The 17173-nt window shown below is 44.9% G+C and carries 18 protein-coding genes and 1 tRNA gene; 15 read left to right on the top strand and 4 right to left on the bottom strand.

What is annotated here, in order from left to right:
* Nucleotides 1-37: 37 nt before the first annotated feature.
* The 3 genes from GJU82_RS08080 to GJU82_RS08070 are packed head-to-tail and all read left to right on the top strand — an operon-like array spanning nucleotide 38 to nucleotide 2468.
* A complete protein-coding gene (locus tag GJU82_RS08080; protein WP_153631682.1) occupies nucleotides 38-556 on the top strand; it encodes a hemerythrin domain-containing protein in 519 nt (172 codons plus the stop codon).
* 30 nt (nucleotides 557-586) lie between these two features.
* Nucleotides 587-2113 carry a PepSY-associated TM helix domain-containing protein gene (locus GJU82_RS08075; RefSeq protein WP_153631681.1) on the top strand — a complete coding sequence of 509 codons (1527 nt, stop codon included), beginning with the start codon at nucleotides 587-589 and terminating at the stop codon, nucleotides 2111-2113.
* Nucleotides 2114-2120: 7 nt separating this feature from the next.
* Nucleotides 2121-2468, top strand: a complete 348-nt coding sequence (locus GJU82_RS08070; RefSeq protein WP_153631680.1) for a cupin domain-containing protein — start codon at nucleotides 2121-2123, stop codon at nucleotides 2466-2468.
* Between the two features lie 209 nt (nucleotides 2469-2677).
* On the opposite strand, the gene GJU82_RS08065 is transcribed toward GJU82_RS08070, so the two are convergent.
* Nucleotides 2678-3439 (bottom strand): hypothetical protein, encoded by a 762-nt coding sequence (locus GJU82_RS08065; protein ID WP_153631679.1) that lies wholly within the window; start codon nucleotides 3437-3439, stop codon nucleotides 2678-2680.
* 234 nt (nucleotides 3440-3673) lie between these two features.
* Here GJU82_RS08065 and GJU82_RS08060 point away from each other — a divergent pair, with 234 nt between their 5' ends.
* Both GJU82_RS08060 and GJU82_RS08055 read left to right on the top strand, forming a co-directional pair.
* Nucleotides 3674-3916 (top strand): hypothetical protein, encoded by a 243-nt coding sequence (locus GJU82_RS08060; protein ID WP_153631678.1) that lies wholly within the window; start codon nucleotides 3674-3676, stop codon nucleotides 3914-3916.
* Between the two features lie 108 nt (nucleotides 3917-4024).
* The gene (locus GJU82_RS08055; protein WP_153631677.1) at nucleotides 4025-4663 is read left to right on the top strand and encodes a hypothetical protein; all 639 of its coding nucleotides are present in this window, start codon (nucleotides 4025-4027) and stop codon (nucleotides 4661-4663) included.
* Between the two features lie 161 nt (nucleotides 4664-4824).
* Here the strand turns inward: GJU82_RS08055 and GJU82_RS08050 are convergent.
* Nucleotides 4825-4899 (bottom strand) — tRNA-Pro (locus GJU82_RS08050).
* A gap of 266 nt (nucleotides 4900-5165) precedes the next feature.
* Here GJU82_RS08050 and trxB point away from each other — a divergent pair.
* Nucleotides 5166-6164 carry a thioredoxin-disulfide reductase gene (trxB, locus tag GJU82_RS08045; RefSeq protein WP_228488627.1) on the top strand — a complete coding sequence of 333 codons (999 nt, stop codon included), beginning with the start codon at nucleotides 5166-5168 and terminating at the stop codon, nucleotides 6162-6164.
* A gap of 79 nt (nucleotides 6165-6243) precedes the next feature.
* Here the strand turns inward: trxB and GJU82_RS08040 are convergent, their stop codons facing one another.
* Nucleotides 6244-7488 carry an aminotransferase class I/II-fold pyridoxal phosphate-dependent enzyme gene (locus GJU82_RS08040; protein WP_153631676.1) on the bottom strand — a complete coding sequence of 415 codons (1245 nt, stop codon included), beginning with the start codon at nucleotides 7486-7488 and terminating at the stop codon, nucleotides 6244-6246.
* 298 nt (nucleotides 7489-7786) lie between these two features.
* Between GJU82_RS08040 and GJU82_RS08035 the strand changes: the two genes are divergently transcribed.
* The 7 genes from GJU82_RS08035 to GJU82_RS08010 all read left to right on the top strand — a co-directional run bounded on the left by GJU82_RS08035 (nucleotide 7787) and on the right by GJU82_RS08010 (nucleotide 13830).
* On the top strand, nucleotides 7787-8614 hold the full coding sequence (locus GJU82_RS08035) for an outer membrane protein assembly factor BamD (protein ID WP_228488626.1): 828 nt from the start codon (nucleotides 7787-7789) through the stop codon (nucleotides 8612-8614).
* A 1-nt stretch (nucleotide 8615) separates the two neighbouring features.
* Complete coding sequence (locus GJU82_RS08030; protein ID WP_153631675.1) at nucleotides 8616-8942, top strand: DNA-directed RNA polymerase subunit omega; 327 nt, start codon at nucleotides 8616-8618, stop codon at nucleotides 8940-8942.
* A 54-nt stretch (nucleotides 8943-8996) separates the two neighbouring features.
* Nucleotides 8997-9557 carry a flavoprotein gene (locus GJU82_RS17450; RefSeq protein ID WP_228488625.1) on the top strand — a complete coding sequence of 187 codons (561 nt, stop codon included), beginning with the start codon at nucleotides 8997-8999 and terminating at the stop codon, nucleotides 9555-9557.
* A complete protein-coding gene (locus GJU82_RS17445) occupies nucleotides 9551-10204 on the top strand; it encodes a phosphopantothenoylcysteine decarboxylase (protein WP_308788840.1) in 654 nt (217 codons plus the stop codon). Before GJU82_RS17450 ends, GJU82_RS17445 begins: the two co-directional genes overlap by 7 nt.
* A gap of 48 nt (nucleotides 10205-10252) precedes the next feature.
* Nucleotides 10253-11158, top strand: a complete 906-nt coding sequence (locus GJU82_RS08020) for a DUF4835 family protein (protein WP_153631674.1) — start codon at nucleotides 10253-10255, stop codon at nucleotides 11156-11158.
* Between the two features lie 21 nt (nucleotides 11159-11179).
* A complete protein-coding gene (recN, locus tag GJU82_RS08015) occupies nucleotides 11180-12832 on the top strand; it encodes a DNA repair protein RecN (protein ID WP_153631673.1) in 1653 nt (550 codons plus the stop codon).
* Nucleotides 12833-12978: 146 nt separating this feature from the next.
* Entirely contained in the window at nucleotides 12979-13830 is an 852-nt protein-coding gene (locus GJU82_RS08010) for an enoyl-ACP reductase (protein WP_153631672.1), read from the top strand.
* 105 nt (nucleotides 13831-13935) lie between these two features.
* Here the strand turns inward: GJU82_RS08010 and GJU82_RS08005 are convergent, their stop codons facing one another.
* Complete coding sequence (locus GJU82_RS08005; protein ID WP_153631671.1) at nucleotides 13936-14637, bottom strand: phosphoadenylyl-sulfate reductase; 702 nt, start codon at nucleotides 14635-14637, stop codon at nucleotides 13936-13938.
* Between the two features lie 222 nt (nucleotides 14638-14859).
* Here GJU82_RS08005 and cysD point away from each other — a divergent pair, with 222 nt between their 5' ends.
* Entirely contained in the window at nucleotides 14860-15765 is a 906-nt protein-coding gene (cysD, locus tag GJU82_RS08000; protein WP_153631670.1) for a sulfate adenylyltransferase subunit CysD, read from the top strand.
* Nucleotides 15766-15839: 74 nt separating this feature from the next.
* Nucleotides 15840-17111 carry a sulfate adenylyltransferase subunit 1 gene (locus tag GJU82_RS07995; protein ID WP_153631669.1) on the top strand — a complete coding sequence of 424 codons (1272 nt, stop codon included), beginning with the start codon at nucleotides 15840-15842 and terminating at the stop codon, nucleotides 17109-17111.
* Nucleotides 17112-17173 lie beyond the last annotated feature (62 nt).

Here is a 17173-nt window from a genome sequence, read left to right as displayed (position 1 = left end):
TGGGGGAAGCTCTAAAAACCACTTAAATCATAAAGAGATGAAAAACGTAACAGAACAATTAACAGCGGAACATCGAAACATTTTACGGGTGATAGACGAGGTGCTGGAGGAGTGCCAGCGGCTGGAATGCGGAGGGACTCTGAATCCGGAGTTTATTGAACACACTATCGATTTTATCCGGAATTATGCCGATAGATACCATCATGCCAAGGAGGAAAAGATTCTCTTTGAAGCGATGCTGGAGAACCAGGATTGCCTGCATTGCAATCCGATCCCGGTGATGCTGCATGAACATGAGGAAAGCCGCAGTTTTGTGCGGAATATGGAGAAGGCCCTTCAAGAGAAGGATGTACCCGCCGTGATAGCCAATGCGCATAATTATTGCCGGTTATTGCAGGGACACATCTACAAGGAAGACCATATTCTTTATCCCATGGCAGAGGAGGCACTGGATGATAGCCAAAAAGAGACGGTACTGCAGCGTTACCGGGAAGCCGATTCCAAAACGTTGACCGTTGAGACGGTGAAAGGGTATGAAACGTTGTTCGCGAACTAAATGACCGGCTGGTAAGAAGGATTTGGAGTGATGGGAGCAGTCAGATCGCGTTGGAAGAAACTACACCGGTGGCCGGGAGTAATCGTGTCGTTTTTGTTACTGTACTATGGTATTACCGGCATATTTATGAATCATCGGCAGTTTTTTTCCGGTCTGGATGTAGATCGAAGTAATTTGCCGGACAACTTTCAATATCATCATTGGAACAACAGTGCTTTGAAGGGGAATTTAATTATCCACCCGGATAGCATCATGGTATACGGAAATATCGGCATCTGGGTGACCGATTCCACATTCGAAAACTATCGGTCGCTCAATGCCGGTTTTCCCTATGGTGCTGACAACCGGAAGATATTTGATCTCCACCGGACGGCTGACGGCCATCTTTATGCTGCCACCCAGTTTGGGTTATACGCTTTTAATACGGCCGAAAAGCAATGGGTGAAATTTCCACTCGATGTACAGATCAACCGGTTTGTTGCTGTTCAAAGTATCAACGATACCATTTATGCAATCAACCGTTCCTGGCTCTTTAAGGGAAAATCGGCTGGCATTCATACCCGGTTTAAAAAGATTGAACTGAATGGACCTATCGATTACCGAAAGACTGTTCCTTTGTTTTTAACCATTTGGCAGATTCATTCGGGGGAGATCTTTGGATTACCGGGCCAGCTTTTTGTCGACTTTCTGGGATTGGTGACGGTCTTTCTTTCAGTTACCGGCCTGATCTATTTCTTTTTCCCGGGATGGCTCAGGAGGAGGAAAAGGAGAAAGAAGAAAATAAAGTATCAGGTGAGCATGAGCCGATGGTCGCTCAAATGGCATAACAAAGTCGGGGCCTGGTTATTTATCTTTCTTTTCATCCTTTTCTTTACCGGGATGTTTCTCCGGCCCCCGGCTCTGATTGCAGTGGCAAAAGCGAAAATCGCTCCCTTAAAGTATTCGAAGATGGATCAGTCCAACCTCTGGTATGATAAGTTACGGGATCTCCATTTCGACGTGTGCGAAAACCGTTGGATGTTATCGACCTCTGAAGGAATGTTTTATATGAAGCCCGGGTCACTTACACCAGTGCCTTTCCATGTACAACCACCGGTAAGCGTCATGGGGATTAACGCACTGGAATGTAACGGTGACAGTGCTTTTCTGGTCGGATCTTTCACTGGGTTATTTCGTTGGCAACCAGGTCATCACGACATTTATGATTATACCAATGGGAAGCTCTACAAGGTAAATCCGTCGGGGCGTCCCATCGGGAACTACAAAGTGACAGGTATGATTACCAAACCCAATGGAGACCAGTATCTGGTTGATTATGACCGAGGCATGATTCCCCTGCACCATGCAGCACCGTTTCCTGATATGCCGAGTCAAATTATCAGGGAATCCCGTATGTCGCTGTGGAGTCTGTGCCTCGAAATCCATACCGGACGCTTCTTCCAATTTTTGCTGGGAGACTTTTATATCCTGCTGGTACCCCTTATCAGTTTAACATCTGCGATGATAGTGATAAGTGGTTACATGGTTTACCGTAAAAAATTCAAACACAAAAAATAACATGACAATGATTGCAAGAACTATTCATTCAACTCCTAAAAAGGAAAACCCACATGGCGTGGAAGTTCACAAAATGTATGATGATCCAACTGCACAGATCATGCACATGACACTTCAACCGGGAGAGGGACTAAAACCTCATACTACCCCGGTCGATGTTACCTTTTATGTACTGGAAGGAAGACCGACGGTGCTGATAGGTGAAGAAACAAAGCATTTTGAGGAGGATACGTTAATTGAAAGTCCGGCACATATTGTCCATTCACTACTGAATGAATCCGAACAGGTCGCTCGTGTTCTGGTCATCAAGGCACCCCGTCCGTCTGGCCCAGGAAAAATGGTGCCTTCAAAATAACGGTCGTACCGGGGAAAAAAAGTAAGTGTCATTCAATTACTCGAAAGATATCCTGTCTTTTTCCTGTTAATGATAGTTCATAAACCACGCATTTAAGGTGGCACTGTATCTGAAAATCATCATATTCACATTCAAACTGCCAAAATTTAGCAAGGTAGTACTGGCGGTTTGTTCCGTGCCACTAACGAAAATACTGCGGTTTGAGTCGGCTACTGTAACATTCCATTTTTTGTACTTATCTCAAGATGTTGGCCATCCTTAGGACTGGACGGAAGATATACGGTATAGGTTGGGCCCCCACTAAACGCTCCGGCACAGAATACTAGTTCATCCGACGAGGTTAATGTGGTTGTGGCAGTAACCTCTTTGATGGTCGGTCCCGATGAACCTCCCGAAGAGCTAATCACGTAGGGACTGGCGCTGGTACCGCTCCCGGTAACTGTTACATTACTGTCGGCATTAATCTTTGTTTCGGAGCCGTCTGTAGTGGATTTATTATTCAGGTCGTTGTAGCTTCCGCTGGAGGCAACTGTCGCCAAAGCCGGCTTGTTGCTTAAGTCGTTGTAATCGTTACTTGTTGCCACGGCAGCCAATGTCGGGGTACCGGTCAGGTCGGAATACTTACCAGTGGTAGCAACTGTCGCCAAGCTACTACTTTCCACCTTATTGTGCCAGCGGGTTGTATCGGCAGCTGTGATGTTGGCAGCGACTGATGCGCTGTAATTTGGGTCGGTTTCCGTTTTAATAAAATAGGGCCCATTGGCCCAGTCAATCGATGATAAGTCGTTATTGGTAACGCCTGTTCCTATAACCAGGGGCGCTAATCCGTTCGTATTGGTGGTGGGAGTTTGCAATTCGGAATAAACGATTTTACCGTCTATCGTACCCTGAATGATGCTAATCCGCATACCAACCTGTTGATTGCGTATAAGGTTGCCTTTGCTGTCACGGATAATTGCCTGGTAACTCATTTTCTCAGGACTTTGTGCCCATCCCGTGTTTGTTAAATGTGCTAAAGATTCAAGGAAACATATTGTACTGGTAACAAGAGATACTGACTTTGGCGCAAAATATGATAACGAATCGTTTTTAAATGATTGGCTTGCAAAGAGTTTAAAGAACGAATAAGCGCAAAAAGAAAGCTTCTACTTACCGACAGGCTAAGTGTTGCATTTAAAGCTGTTTAGATTCCCGTAACTCAGGAAATGATTGATGAAGAAGATGAGGTTATTAACTATTTTACTCCGGTCAAAGTCGCTGAATTACTCAGTCAAATTTCCAGTGGAAATGGTGTTCTTGATGAATTACACTCTTCTTCCTTTTTTAATACGCCTTTTAGCAGAAACAAAAAATCACCTGTAGGTACCGGATTCAGGTCAGATCCTAGTGGTGCTCTTAGAGAGGTTGCAAGAATAATAGGGCAATCTAAAAAAAGTAATGGGCAGTAAGCTAGTGCCTTTTGTCTTTGATATTTTAGTACCACCCTACTCCCTGAAATAGTCTTTTGGTTTTTCAGTAAAATAATTTCTTTTGTTAAACTGCTAAATTTTATTGGCATGTATCAGATATCACATGAAATTTTTGAAGAATTAAAGAATGATGTACTAAACAGTTGGGCGGTTTGGAATGAAGACGGGAATAACACACTTGATTTCTTTCAATCTAAGTTAGATATTTTGAATTCCAGGTTCGTGTTTCTGGGGTTGAATCGGTCAAATGGCGCCGAGAGAAATGAGCATACTCCATTCCGAAACTTTCATGCAGGTCGTCACGTTGGAGATAATCGATTAAAGAAAATTATTCAGGATGAGGTATTGGAGAATTTGATCGGTAGTTTTATGACTGACTTGACGATAGAGGTTCAAACGGATTCTACCAAGGTGAAAGTCAATGAAGAGACTACCGTTAATAAGCTTATCGAGAAACTTTCATTTATGCGTTGTCCGCAAAGATCCATTATTTGCTTTGGAGAAAAGGTATTTGAGTCTATTTGCAGCGGATTGAAAGTGGAAAGGGGTAAGATTATTGAGTTGCCTGAATTCCATCTAAAAAAAGCAACGGTTCACGTTGCAGGCGAACAATGGACTATTTACCGTGTCTGGCATTACAGCAATTATGGGAGATTTCTTCATAAATCGGAAGAAGAGTTGCCGAAGCAATTGCAGTACATCAATACACATGAAGCAAATGAATGATCTCCCTGCCATCACTTAGTCGGGGTAGCGATGGCAGGGAGTTGCAGCAGACTATATGCGTTTTTTTGCAAGTGTTTATTTTAAGAAAGCGGCAGGAAAACGGCAGGAAGCATAAAAAAAGAGTTATGAATTTATTTCATAACTCTTTGATTTTTAATCTGTCGGGGTGACAAGATTTGAACTTGCGACCCCTCGCCCCCCAGACGAGTACTCTAACCAAGCTGAGCTACACCCCGATTTGCTTATGCGGATGCAAATGTAGGTCCCTTTTTCAATTATACAAAATTTTCAACTCAAAAAATCCTGTCTATTGTAGTGTTTTCGCTTATAGTACTGGTTTTCACCCGTACGGAATTTCATGGAAGGAACAAGCGTGATGCCCTCATAGGTTTTGTTTATGTTCAGATAACAAGAATCAATTGATATTCTTCGGAACAAAACGCTTTGATGTGTAACTTTGTCACCAAATAAGAAAAGAATTAAAAACGAAAAAATTATAGAGATGTTTAAATCCATGAATCTGGGGGATAGTCAATCGAAAAAGACTGGACCTGCAGGAGAAGTTGAAAAAGTAAAATGCCTGATCATCGGCTCAGGACCTGCCGGATACACAGCAGCCATTTATGCCGCCCGTGCCAATCTGAGTCCGGTAATGTACGAAGGCTTGCAGCCCGGGGGACAGCTGACGACCACCACCGAAGTTGAAAATTTTCCCGGTTACCCGGAAGGAATTACCGGCCCGGTGATGATGGAAGACCTGAAAGCACAGGCTAAACGCTTTGGAACCGATGTCCGCTGGGGCCTGGCAACAAAAGCTGAAATGGATGGTCCCCCTCACCGCATTACCATCGACAATAAGAAGATAATTGAGGCCGATACAGTAATTATTGCTACCGGAGCAGAGGCCAAGTACCTTGGTCTGGAAGATGAGAAGAAATATGCTGGTTCGGGGGTTTCAGCTTGCGCTACCTGCGATGGTTTCTTCTACCGCGGTAAAGATGTAGCGGTTGTTGGAGGTGGTGATACCGCAGCAGAAGAAGCATTGTATTTGGCTGGATTATGTAGCAAAGTTTACTTGATTGTCCGTCGCGATGAGCTGCGTGCTTCGAAAGTAATGCAGGAGCGCGTATTCAAAACCAGGAATATTGAGATTCTTTGGAAACATCAGACCAAAGGTTTGTTTGGAGATGGGGTAGTAGAAGGAGCTACGCTATGGAAGAACAAAGGGGAAGCCAATGAGGAAGAGGTTCAGATTAAAATTGACGGATTCTTCCTGGCCATCGGTCATAAACCGAATTCCGACATCTTCAAAGATTACGTGAAAACAGATGATGTAGGATACATTCATACCATTGGCAATAGTTCCAGGACTGATGCCGAAGGTGTATTTGCCTGTGGCGACGTGATGGACAGTACCTATCGTCAGGCGGTTACTGCCGCCGGTTCGGGGTGTAAAGCAGCTATCGACGCTGAGCGTTACCTGTCGGAAAAGAATAGCTAATATTTACCTCTCATTGATTTTGACAAATAAAAAAGCCTTCCAAACGGGAGGCTTTTCTTTTGAACGCTTTATTATATCGTTACGATATTTGAGCCATTTTCGTCGTGGAGTATTTCCCTGATTCCAGTTTTTTCCTTACTTCCGAAAATGCTTTGATGGTATATTCCACATCTTCGATGGTGTGGCTGGCCGTCGGGATAAGACGTAACAGCAGCTGACCTTTCGGGATAACAGGATACACAACGATAGAGCAGAAAATGTTGTAATTCTCACGCAAATCCATTACCACGTTGGTTCCTTCGGCAACACTTCCCGACAGGTAAACGGGAGTAACCGGTGAGTTGGTGACACCCAAATCAAAGTTTTCCTCTTTTAAGCCATTCTGTAATGCGTTGACAATGGTCCATAGTTGTTCACGAAGTTCCGGTTGGGTGCGGAGCAGTTCAAGGCGCTTCAGCGCTCCAATCACCATTGGCATCGGCAACGATTTGGCAAAGGTTTGCGAACGCATATTGTAGCGCAGGTAATCGCAAACTTCTTCTGTACAGGCAATGAAGGCGCCAATTCCGGCCATCGATTTAGCGAAGGTCCCGAAATACATATCAATTTCATCCTGGACACCGAGCTCTTCACCGCTACCGGCACCAGTTTTACCCATGGTCCCGAAACCGTGTGCGTCATCTACCAGAAGACGGAAGCTGTGCTCTTTTTTCAGCGCAACAATATCATCGAGACGTCCCATATCACCCGACATCCCGAAAACACCTTCGGTGATAACCAGGATACCTCCACCTGTTTTTTGTGCCAGGCTGGTAGCATGTTCCAGTTGCTTACGCAAACTGTCCATATCGTTATGCAGGTATACAAAACGTTTACCCATATGGAGACGAACTCCGTCCAGAATGCAGGCATGTGACTCGGCGTCATAAACAACAACGTCATTTCTTCCGACAATGGCATCGATGGTGGAAACCATTCCCTGGTAACCATAGTTCAGCAGAAACGCATCAGGTTTACCGACAAAATCTGCCAGCTCTTTCTCAAGTTCTTCGTGCTTGCTGGTTTGTCCTGACATCATTCTGGCCCCCATAGGGTAAGCCATACCATATTGGGCTGCAGCTTCAGCATCAGCCTTACGTACTTCCGGATGGTTTGCCAATCCGATGTAATTGTTCAGGCTCCAGTTCAGTACCTCTTTCCCGCGAAATTTCATTTTCGGGCCGATCTCTCCTTCGAGTTTCGGAAAAGAAAAATAGCCATGAGCTTCTTTCTTGTACTGGCCGATATTCCCCTTGTTGGTTTTTATTTTCTCAAAAATATCCACGATTCATGCGGTTTTGATTAAAACAATGCAAAAGTAAACTTTTTTGATTTTATACCAAACACCCCCTACCTGCTGAACATGAGGTATAAACAGCGATAGAGTAGCATTGGTAAGGTTTGGGATTACTGCTGCAAGCCCCAATTTCTCAGGACTTTTTGCAACCTTTATTCCCCGTTTTTTATCTAAGTTAAATTAGGTTGTAAAACAGTTAAAAGTTTAAAAGGAAAGGTTTGAAGCACCTCCCTTTAATTCTGAGATTTTGATGTTTTGAATTGTTGAAAAAAATTATCTTTGCAAAATGATTCGCAAACTGAGGTTTATTTTCATGTTCGCCTTACTGGCAACTATTGCTGCATCGTGTAGCAACTATCAGAAAATTCTTAAAAGTACCGATTACGAATTTAAATTTAAGAAGGCCAAAGAGTATTATGACAATGGTGACTTCAGCCGTGCCACAACCCTTTACCAGGAGCTGGTAAATATTTACAGGGGAACAAGTCGCGCGGACCAGGTTTATTATTATTTGGCAAAGAGTTATTTCGGTCAGAAGGATTATTTGCTTGCCGGGCACTATTTCAGGCAACTGCTGAAAGAGTTTCCCCGGAGTGATTACTCTGAGGAAGCACAATACATGATCGGTTATTGTTATTACAAGAATTCACCGAATACACGGCTGGATCAGGAAATAACCCACAAGGGAATCGATGCATTGCAGCTTTACATTAATCTTTATCCGAATGGAAAAGATGTAAAGGAGGCAACCAAGTTGATTGATGAACTTCGCGAAAAGCTGGTTTACAAATCATATTTGAGTGGGCGTTTGTATTACGATTTGGGTGACTACAGGGCAGCTGTTGTTTCACTGTCAAACAGTCTGAAGGATTTCCCGGATTCCCAATATCGTGAAGAACTGATGTTTTTGTTACTGAAATCGAAGTATCTGTTAGCGGAAAACAGTATTCCGGAGAAAAAAGAAGATCGATTGAATGCGACCCTCGATGAATATTATACCTTTATAGATGATTACCCAAATAGTGATCATCGGAAAGAAGTTGACAAATACTTTAACAATACAAAGAAGTTGTTGAATATTACGGATGAAGATTTAAAAATCGATAGTAAATAGTATGGATTACAAGAAGACCAAAGCCCCTGGCTCAACAGTCCCGCGAGACTTGCATGAACTGGAAAAAGGCACAGGAAATATCTATGAGTCGATCATGATCCTGTCCAAACGCGCCAATCAGATTAGCGCTGAGTTGAAAGAGGAGCTGAATCAGAAATTGCAGGAATTTGCTTCGTACACCGATAATTTAGAAGAGGTTTTTGAAAACCGTGAGCAGATTGAAATCTCACGTTTTTATGAGCGTCTGCCGAAACCGACACTTATCGCTTACGAAGAGATGAAAGACGATCAGATTTATTTCCGCAATCCGGCTAAAGACCGGAAATAAGATTATTGCCGACGCTCGCTGAGTGGTTGGGTTGCGGTAGCAAATTAGGAATAGATGAAACTCCAGGGAAAAAAAATTATACTTGGCGTAACCGGAAGCATAGCAGCCTACAAGGCTGCTTATCTTTTAAGGGGGCTGGTGAAAGAAGGGGCCGAAGTACAGGTGGTGATGACCCCTTCGGCGAAGGAGTTTATTACTCCGCTGACTCTTTCGGCCCTGAGCGGAAAGCCGGTGGTAAGTGAGTTTTTTTCCAGTGAAGACGGAACGTGGCACAGTCATGTTGATATGGGAATATGGGCCGATCTGATGTTGGTCGCCCCGGCAACCGCTTCTACCATGGGGAAGATGGCCCATGGAATAGCCGATACCTTGCTGGTGACTACCTACATGTCGGCCAAGTGCCCGGTAATGCTCGCTCCGGCGATGGATCTGGACATGTTCCAACATCCATCGAATCAACAAAGCATCGGAATTATCAAATCTTACGGCAATATCGTTATCGATCCGGGGTCCGGCGAATTGGCCAGTGGTTTGGTTGGCAAGGGCCGGATGGAAGAACCGGAAGTCATTGTTGAAAAGGTTATTTCCTTCTTCAACGAAAAAAAAAACTGCTGAATAAAACCTTCCTCGTTACAGCAGGCCCCACACACGAAAAAATTGATCCGGTCCGGTTTATCGGAAATTACTCTTCCGGTAAAATGGGCTATGCCATTGCCACTTGTCTGGCCGATAGTGGGGCAGAGGTTATTCTGGTTTCCGGCCCAACTGCACTGGGCATTTCTCACCCCAACATTCGGAAAATTGATGTGACATCGGCTGACGAGATGTACCAGGCATCACTGTCTGCATTTCCTGCTTGCGACGGTGCAGTTATGTCGGCTGCCGTGTCCGACTATGCGCCGGTGAAAAAGGAACAGCAAAAGGTAAAGCGTGCTAAGGGCAACTACACCATCGAGTTGAAACCCAACCCGGATATTGCTGCCAGTTTGGGTGAAATAAAAAAAGAAGGACAGCTGTTGGTCGGGTTTGCGCTGGAGACCCACGACGAAGAAAATAACGCACGAATAAAACTGGAAAAGAAGAATCTCGATTTCATTGTATTGAATTCCCTTCAGGATAAAGGAGCGGGCTTTCAGCACGATACCAATCGGATTACCATCATCGAACGCAACGGAACAAAGCACAACTTTGGATTGAAGCCAAAAACAGAAGTGGCTGCCGATATTGTAAATGCGATGTTGGATATGATGGAAAGGAAGTAGGCTTTCTGTTCCTTTTTGCTAAATTTAGGCAGACAAACGGATAAAGGTATGCAGAAAACAATCCTCGTTATTTTATTGGTTTTCTTTTCGGTAGCTGGGTTTGGACAAGAGTTACGGTGTAATGTGAGTGTGTCCAGTTCACGGATCGAAGGGACCAATAAGCAGATTTTCCAGTCGATGCAAAAGGATATTTACGAGTTCGTGAATAACCGCAAATGGACCGACAACGTGTTTTCGCAGGACGAACGGATCGAATGCAATATTTTTATCCAGATAACCCAGCAGGTGGCGGCCGACGAATTCAAGGGAACGATTCAGGTACAATCGAGACGTCCGGTTTTCAACTCGTCGTATGAATCAACTCTTCTGAATATTAAGGACAATGATTTTCACGTTCGGTATGTGGAGTTTCAACCACTGGAGTTTGACGAAACTTCCAATACGGATGCACTGACGAACGTTTTGGCGTATTACGCGTACATGATAATTGGTTTCGACTATGATACTTTCTCGCCGCAAGGCGGAACTCCCTATTTCCAAAAAGCGCAGGACATTGTAAATCGGTCGCAGAACGCGAGAGAGAAGGGATGGAAAGCTTATGAGGGCGACTACAATCGCTATTGGTTGGCCGAGAACTTACTGAACCGGTCATACTCTTCTTTTCACGATTTGCTGTACCGCTATTACCGGAAGGGACTGGATGTCATGGCTGATAAACCCGATGCAGGCCGGGCCGAAATTGCCGGTGCATTATCGGATATGCAGCGAATTTACCGGACGAAACCGGATACCTATATCAACCGTATTTTCTTCGATGCCAAATCAGATGAGTTAGTTAATATTTTTGAAAAAGGCACACCGGATGAAAAGCGAAGGGTGATGATTGTGGTCTCGGAGTGCGACCCGTCTAACTCGGGGAAATACGAAAAAATTCAAAAATCAAACGGGATTTAAACGCCACTAACAAAGAATACTATGTTAAAACGGCTAAAGATTCGTAATTATGCGTTAATTCGGGAACTTGATGTGGAATTCCAACCTGGTTTTACCATTATTACCGGTGAAACCGGTGCTGGAAAGTCGATTCTTTTGGGCGCCTTATCCCTAATCCTGGGGCAACGTGCCGATACGACCGCATTGAAGGATACTGACAGGAAATGCGTGGTGGAAGGCGTTTTTAACGTCAATGCTTATGGATTGAAAGAGTTGTTCGGACAATATGATCTCGATTATGACGATCAAGCCATTTTTCGGCGGGAAATAAGCCCATCCGGAAAATCCAGGGCCTTTATTAACGATACGCCGGTGAACCTGAAAGCCATGCGCGATTTGGGACTGCGTTTGGTGGATATCCATTCGCAACACCAGAATCTCGAACTTAATAATCAGCATTTTCAGCTTACCGTAGTTGATTTGTATGCCGGTCACAACGATTTACTGGAAACCTACCGGGAAAAATTCCGGATCTACCGGAAAACGGTTCAGTCTCTAAATGTACTCCTTGAAAAAGCCGGGCAATCAAAAGCTGATTTGGATTACTTCCGGTTCCAGTTCGGGCAGCTCGAAAGCGCCTCTTTGGCCGATGGCGAGCAGGAAGAGATGGAAAAGGAGCTGGAAACACTCAACCATACCGAAGAAATTAAAGGAAACCTGACACAACTTTTCGAACTCCTAAATGGTGACGGACCTTCGGTTGTTCGCGGTAGCAAGGACGGCATAAGCCTGTTAAGCAAGGTGGAGGGTTTCTTCCCGGAAGGGGAAAGTTTACGGCAGCGCCTGGAGAGTACTTACCTCGAATTGAAAGATATTGCTGACGAGGCCGAACGGGCAGCCGAAAGTGTTGAGTACGACCCGGGACGTATTGAGTTTTTGAATGACCGTTTGGATCTGATATATACGTTACAGCAAAAGCACCGGGTGGAAACGGTGGCTGAACTGATTGCCATCCGGGATTCGCTCGATGCGAAAATTTCGGATATCGATTCGTATGACCTGGAAATTGAAAAACTGGAAAAACAAAGAGATGCTGCCGAAGCGGAAGTGAAAAAACTGGCTGAGCAGTTATCGGAGCAACGGAAAGAGGTCCTGCCGGCTATTGAAGAACGCGTAAACGGCCTTTTGTTGCAACTGGGCATGCCCAATTCCCGGTTCCGGGTTGACCTGAATTCTAACGGAACACCTGCCTCCAGTGGAACCGATGAGGTAAGTTTTATGTTTTCGGCCAATAAAAACACCGAATTATGCGAAATCTCCAAAGTGGCCTCCGGAGGAGAAATGTCTCGTTTAATGCTTTCGCTGAAATCATTAATTTCAAAATCGAAGGCATTGCCAACGATCATATTTGATGAAATTGATTCGGGTATTTCCGGTGAAATTGCCGGAAAGATGGGGAGTATCCTAAAAGATATGTCTGCCGGGATGCAAGTCATCAACATTACCCATCTTCCGCAGGTGGCAGCAAAGGGCGATTACCACTTCTGGGTATACAAACAGGACACTGAACACGAGACGGTTACCCATCTTAAGCTTCTTTCGGAGAAAGAGCGTGTGGAGGAGTTGGCCAAGATGTTGAGTGGCGAAAATATCTCCGATGCGGCATTACAGAATGCACAGGAACTGCTCCGGTAACGGAGCTTTTTTTGCTTCCCTGTGAACAATTTTAAGTATTATGGGTTGGAAAGGTGTTGTTTAATAATCTGGTGAAAAAGGTTTATTATAACTTTTATATTTTTGCCGCCTTTGGAAAAGAGATCAAGTTTTAAATATCTATGATTATGGCTTATAATTTACTAAAGGGTAAGCGGGGTATTATTTTTGGCGCTTTGGACAGCAATTCCATTGCCTGGAAGGTTGCCGAAAAAGCATACGAAGAAGGAGCTACCTTTACATTGACCAACGTACCGGTTGCACTCCGGATGGGAGAGACGCCGAAGTTGGCTGAAAAATGCAACACGGAAGTAATTCCTGCTGATGCAACAAATGTTGAGGATCTGGAAAAACTAATTGTCCGGTCGATGGAAGTTTTGGGTGGAAAGCTTGACTTTATTCTGCATTCCATCGGAATGTCACCCAATATCCGTAAAGGTAAACATTACAGTGACCTGGATTATGGTTTCCTTGACAAAACACTGGATGTGTCGGCACTCTCTTTTCACAAAGTGATGCAGACGGCCAAAAAACTGGACGCCATCAACGAGTGGGGCTCAGTACTCGCATTGTCTTATGTGGCTGCACAGCGTACCTTCTATGGTTACAACGACATGGCTGATGCCAAATCGTTGCTCGAATCCATTGCCCGTAGCTTTGGTTACATCTACGGACGTGAAAAAAATGTGAGGGTTAATACCATATCACAGTCGCCCACGCCCACAACCGCAGGAAGCGGCGTAAAAGGTTTCGACCGGTTGCTCGACTTCTCCGAGCGGATGTCTCCGCTGGGAAATGCGACAGCTGATGATTGTGCCGAATACTGTATTGTGATGTTCTCCGATTTGACCCGAAAGGTCACCATGCAGAACCTGTTCAACGACGGAGGTTTCTCTGCAATGGGCATGAGCTTGCAGGCGATGGAGCAATACAACAAGGGATTTCAGCTTAGCGATGATCCCAAACACAAGTACGATTAATATCGTTTCTGAAAATAGCGAACATAAAAAAAGCGCCCGGTTACCGGGCGCTTTTTCCTTTTTCCATAATTACGGGACCAGGTCCCAATTCCCAATTCAACTATTTTATCGTTTGTGAAGGCCACATTCTTTGGTGTCGGGGTTTTCCCACCACCAGCGCCCGGCACGAACATCTTCTCCTTCCATAATGGCCCGGGTACAAGGCTGACAGCCAATACTCGGAAAACCTTTATCATGTAACGGGTTATACGGAATCTTGTTTTCGTTAATGTAATCCCATACATCTTTTTCCGTCCAGTCGATAAGCGGATTGAGTTTAATCAGCCCGTTGGCTTCATCCCATTCCACCAGTTTCATGTCCCGACGCGTAACCGATTGCTCGCGGCGTAAACCACAAATCCATACATCCAATCCTTTAAAAGCCCGTTTCAAAGGCTCGATTTTCCGGATATGGCAACATTGCTTCCGGTTCTCAATACTTTCGTAGAAAAGGTTAATTCCCTTCTCATTCACCATTTCCTCTACCCGTGAAGCTTCCGGAAAGAAAACTTTGATTTTAATGCCATACCTGGTATTGGTACGGTGGATTAAGTCATAGGTTTCCGGGAAAAGCCGGCCGGTATCTAATGTGAAAATAGTCGCCCCTTTATCAATCCCGGTAACCATTTCGGTAAGCACTTGGTCCTCTGCCCCAAGGCTGCTCGATAGAGCTATCTTTCCCTTAAATTCTTTTAAGAACCAGGAAAGCACTTCGCCAACACTTGCCTCCTGAAATTTTTCATTCAGGTCATTAATTCTTTCTTTCATACCCGATAGGTTTGGGATTTATCAATACGTGAATGCAAAAATAACGGTATTTTTCAAATCCGAAAGAGTGAATACGGATTGAGTTGATTAATTGTTTGCTTAACAGGGCTGTTTTTTTTGTAGAATATATATTTTTGTGCCCTGTTCGGGTACTTGTCTGTAAACAGAGAATAATTATGTAATATCCGCACAACGGATCAGATTTAGGAAAATCAAACGTCTATGGGAAAATATACCATAAATCATTTACGGGAACTGGAAGCCGAATCAGTCTTCATTCTACGGGAAGTGGCTGCACAATTCGAAAATCCCGTTATGCTATTCTCGGGTGGAAAAGACTCCATCGTCATGTTTTACCTGGCGCGTAAGGCCTTTTTTCCGGCCAGGGTGCCGTTTCCTCTGATGCATATCGATACCGGGCATAACTTCGACGAAACCATCAAATTTCGCGATGAGTTGGCTGAATCGTCCGGAACACGGTTGATCGTTAAGTATGTCCAGGATTCAATCAATTCCGGACGGGCTGTGGAAGAGAAAGGGCCGAATGCCAGTCGTAATATGCTGCAAACGGTTACGCTGCTGGATGCCATCGAGGATGAAAAATTTGATTGCGCAATGGGCGGCGGACGCCGCGATGAGGAGAAGGCCCGTGCCAAGGAACGTTTCTTTTCACACCGCGATGAATTTGGCCAGTGGGATCCCAAAAATCAGCGCCCCGAGCTTTGGAACCTGTTCAACGGGAAAAAGAATGTAGGCGAGCACTTCAGGGTTTTCCCGATCAGTAACTGGACTGAAATGGATGTATGGCAATACATTCTTCTCGAAAATATTGAAATGCCTAACCTGTATTTTACGCACGAGCGCGAAGTTTTCCAACGCGATGGCGTATGGTTGGCGAAAGCACCTTTTATGGAATTGAAACCGGGTGAAAAAGTTGAAAAACGGAAAGTGCGTTGCCGGACTATCGGTGACATTACCTGTACCGGTTTAACACTGTCAACAGCAAATTCACTGGAAGACATTATCCAGGAAGTAGCCATCAGCCGGGTAACCGAAAGGGGAGGCCGTGCCGATGACAAACGCTCGGAGGCGGCCATGGAAGACCGTAAACGGGGAGGATACTTTTAACAGAACCTGCATAACGCAATTAGATAACCCGACAGGAACGCTTGCTGTTTCTGCATTTTAATTAAAACTGAAATATGTCTGGAAAAGAAAGCGGATATCTCGATATGGAGCTTTTACGTTTCACCACTGCCGGAAGCGTGGACGACGGAAAAAGTACGCTTATCGGACGACTATTATACGACAGTAAAGCCATTTTTGAGGATCAAATGGAGGCCATTGAGCGGGCCAGTTTTGGCAAGGGGGGCGAAGAAGTTAACCTTGCACTGTTGACCGATGGTTTGCGGGCCGAACGTGAGCAGGGAATTACCATCGATGTGGCTTACCGTTACTTTGCAACACCGAAGCGGAAATTCATCATTGCCGATACTCCCGGACACGTGCAGTATACACGGAATATGGTTACCGGCGCGTCGACAGCTAATGCAGCCGTTATCCTGGTCGATGCCCGGAACGGCGTTATTGAGCAAACCCGCCGTCATGCATACATCGCTGCGTTACTGAAAATTCCGCACGTAATTGTTTGTGTAAACAAAATGGATCTGGTTGATTTTAGCCGGGAACGCTTCGAAGAAATAAAAGCCGATTTCACTCAGGTGGCCGATCGGCTCGGAAATAAAGATGTTCATTATCTGCCCATCAGTGCCAAATTGGGTGACAATGTTGTAGACAGATCAACCAACACCGACTGGTACGATGGTCCCACTTTCATCGGATTATTGGAAAATATCCCGATTGAACACGATGAGGATTTGTCGGACCCCCGCTTCCCGGTGCAGTACGTTATTCGCCCGCAGGCAGATGAATACCACGATTATCGCGGTTATGCCGGACGTGTAGCCGGCGGCGTTTTTAAAGTGGGCCAGGAAGTGGCCGTTTTCCCTTCCGGGATGAAATCGAAAATTGCTGCTATCGACTTTGGTGGCGAGGAAAAACAGGAAGCTTTCCCCCCGCAAAGTGTTGTCATCAGGCTGGAAGACGATATCGATATTAGTCGTGGTTCCATGATTGCCGATGCTGAAAATCAACCCCGGCAAGGTCAGGAAATAGAATTAATGGTAAGCTGGCTGAGCGAAACGCCCATGGCACTTCGCAAAAAGTACACTTTACTTCATACATCAAACGAAGCACGCTGTATGGTAACCGAAGTGCACCACAAGGTAAATATCAATACACTGGAAGAGATTGTGGATGACAAAACCGTTGGATTGAATGATATCGCGCGCATCCGCATTAAAACGACCAGGCCGCTTTTCTTTGACTCCTATAAACGTAACCGGAATACCGGAAGCCTTATCCTGATTGATGAAGCAACCAACAACACGGTGGGCGCGGGAATGATAATCTGAGATTGGTAGTAATAGATACTCATACAATCAAACTAATCCCTGTCTCTCCTAGGTGAGGCGGG

Source organism: Prolixibacter sp. SD074 (assembly GCF_009617895.1).
GTDB lineage: Bacteria > Bacteroidota > Bacteroidia > Bacteroidales > Prolixibacteraceae > Prolixibacter.
This window is presented reverse-complemented; position numbering and strand designations above follow the sequence as displayed.

Coding starts and splice junctions, on each gene's coding strand:
- GJU82_RS08005 (WP_153631671.1), bottom strand. CDS start 14,637: ATGAAAGAAAGAATTAATGACCTGAATGAAAAATTTCAGGAGGCAAGT.
- GJU82_RS08010 (WP_153631672.1), top strand. CDS start 12,979: ATGGCTTATAATTTACTAAAGGGTAAGCGGGGTATTATTTTTGGCGCT.
- GJU82_RS08070 (WP_153631680.1), top strand. CDS start 2,121: ATGATTGCAAGAACTATTCATTCAACTCCTAAAAAGGAAAACCCACAT.
- GJU82_RS08080 (WP_153631682.1), top strand. CDS start 38: ATGAAAAACGTAACAGAACAATTAACAGCGGAACATCGAAACATTTTA.
- GJU82_RS07995 (WP_153631669.1), top strand. CDS start 15,840: ATGTCTGGAAAAGAAAGCGGATATCTCGATATGGAGCTTTTACGTTTC.
- GJU82_RS08065 (WP_153631679.1), bottom strand. CDS start 3,439: ATGAGTTACCAGGCAATTATCCGTGACAGCAAAGGCAACCTTATACGC.
- GJU82_RS08020 (WP_153631674.1), top strand. CDS start 10,253: ATGCAGAAAACAATCCTCGTTATTTTATTGGTTTTCTTTTCGGTAGCT.
- GJU82_RS08060 (WP_153631678.1), top strand. CDS start 3,674: ATGATTGATGAAGAAGATGAGGTTATTAACTATTTTACTCCGGTCAAA.
- trxB (WP_228488627.1), top strand. CDS start 5,166: ATGTTTAAATCCATGAATCTGGGGGATAGTCAATCGAAAAAGACTGGA.
- GJU82_RS08075 (WP_153631681.1), top strand. CDS start 587: ATGGGAGCAGTCAGATCGCGTTGGAAGAAACTACACCGGTGGCCGGGA.
- GJU82_RS17450 (WP_228488625.1), top strand. CDS start 8,997: ATGAAACTCCAGGGAAAAAAAATTATACTTGGCGTAACCGGAAGCATA.
- GJU82_RS08055 (WP_153631677.1), top strand. CDS start 4,025: ATGTATCAGATATCACATGAAATTTTTGAAGAATTAAAGAATGATGTA.
- GJU82_RS08030 (WP_153631675.1), top strand. CDS start 8,616: ATGGATTACAAGAAGACCAAAGCCCCTGGCTCAACAGTCCCGCGAGAC.
- recN (WP_153631673.1), top strand. CDS start 11,180: ATGTTAAAACGGCTAAAGATTCGTAATTATGCGTTAATTCGGGAACTT.
- cysD (WP_153631670.1), top strand. CDS start 14,860: ATGGGAAAATATACCATAAATCATTTACGGGAACTGGAAGCCGAATCA.
- GJU82_RS08035 (WP_228488626.1), top strand. CDS start 7,787: ATGATTCGCAAACTGAGGTTTATTTTCATGTTCGCCTTACTGGCAACT.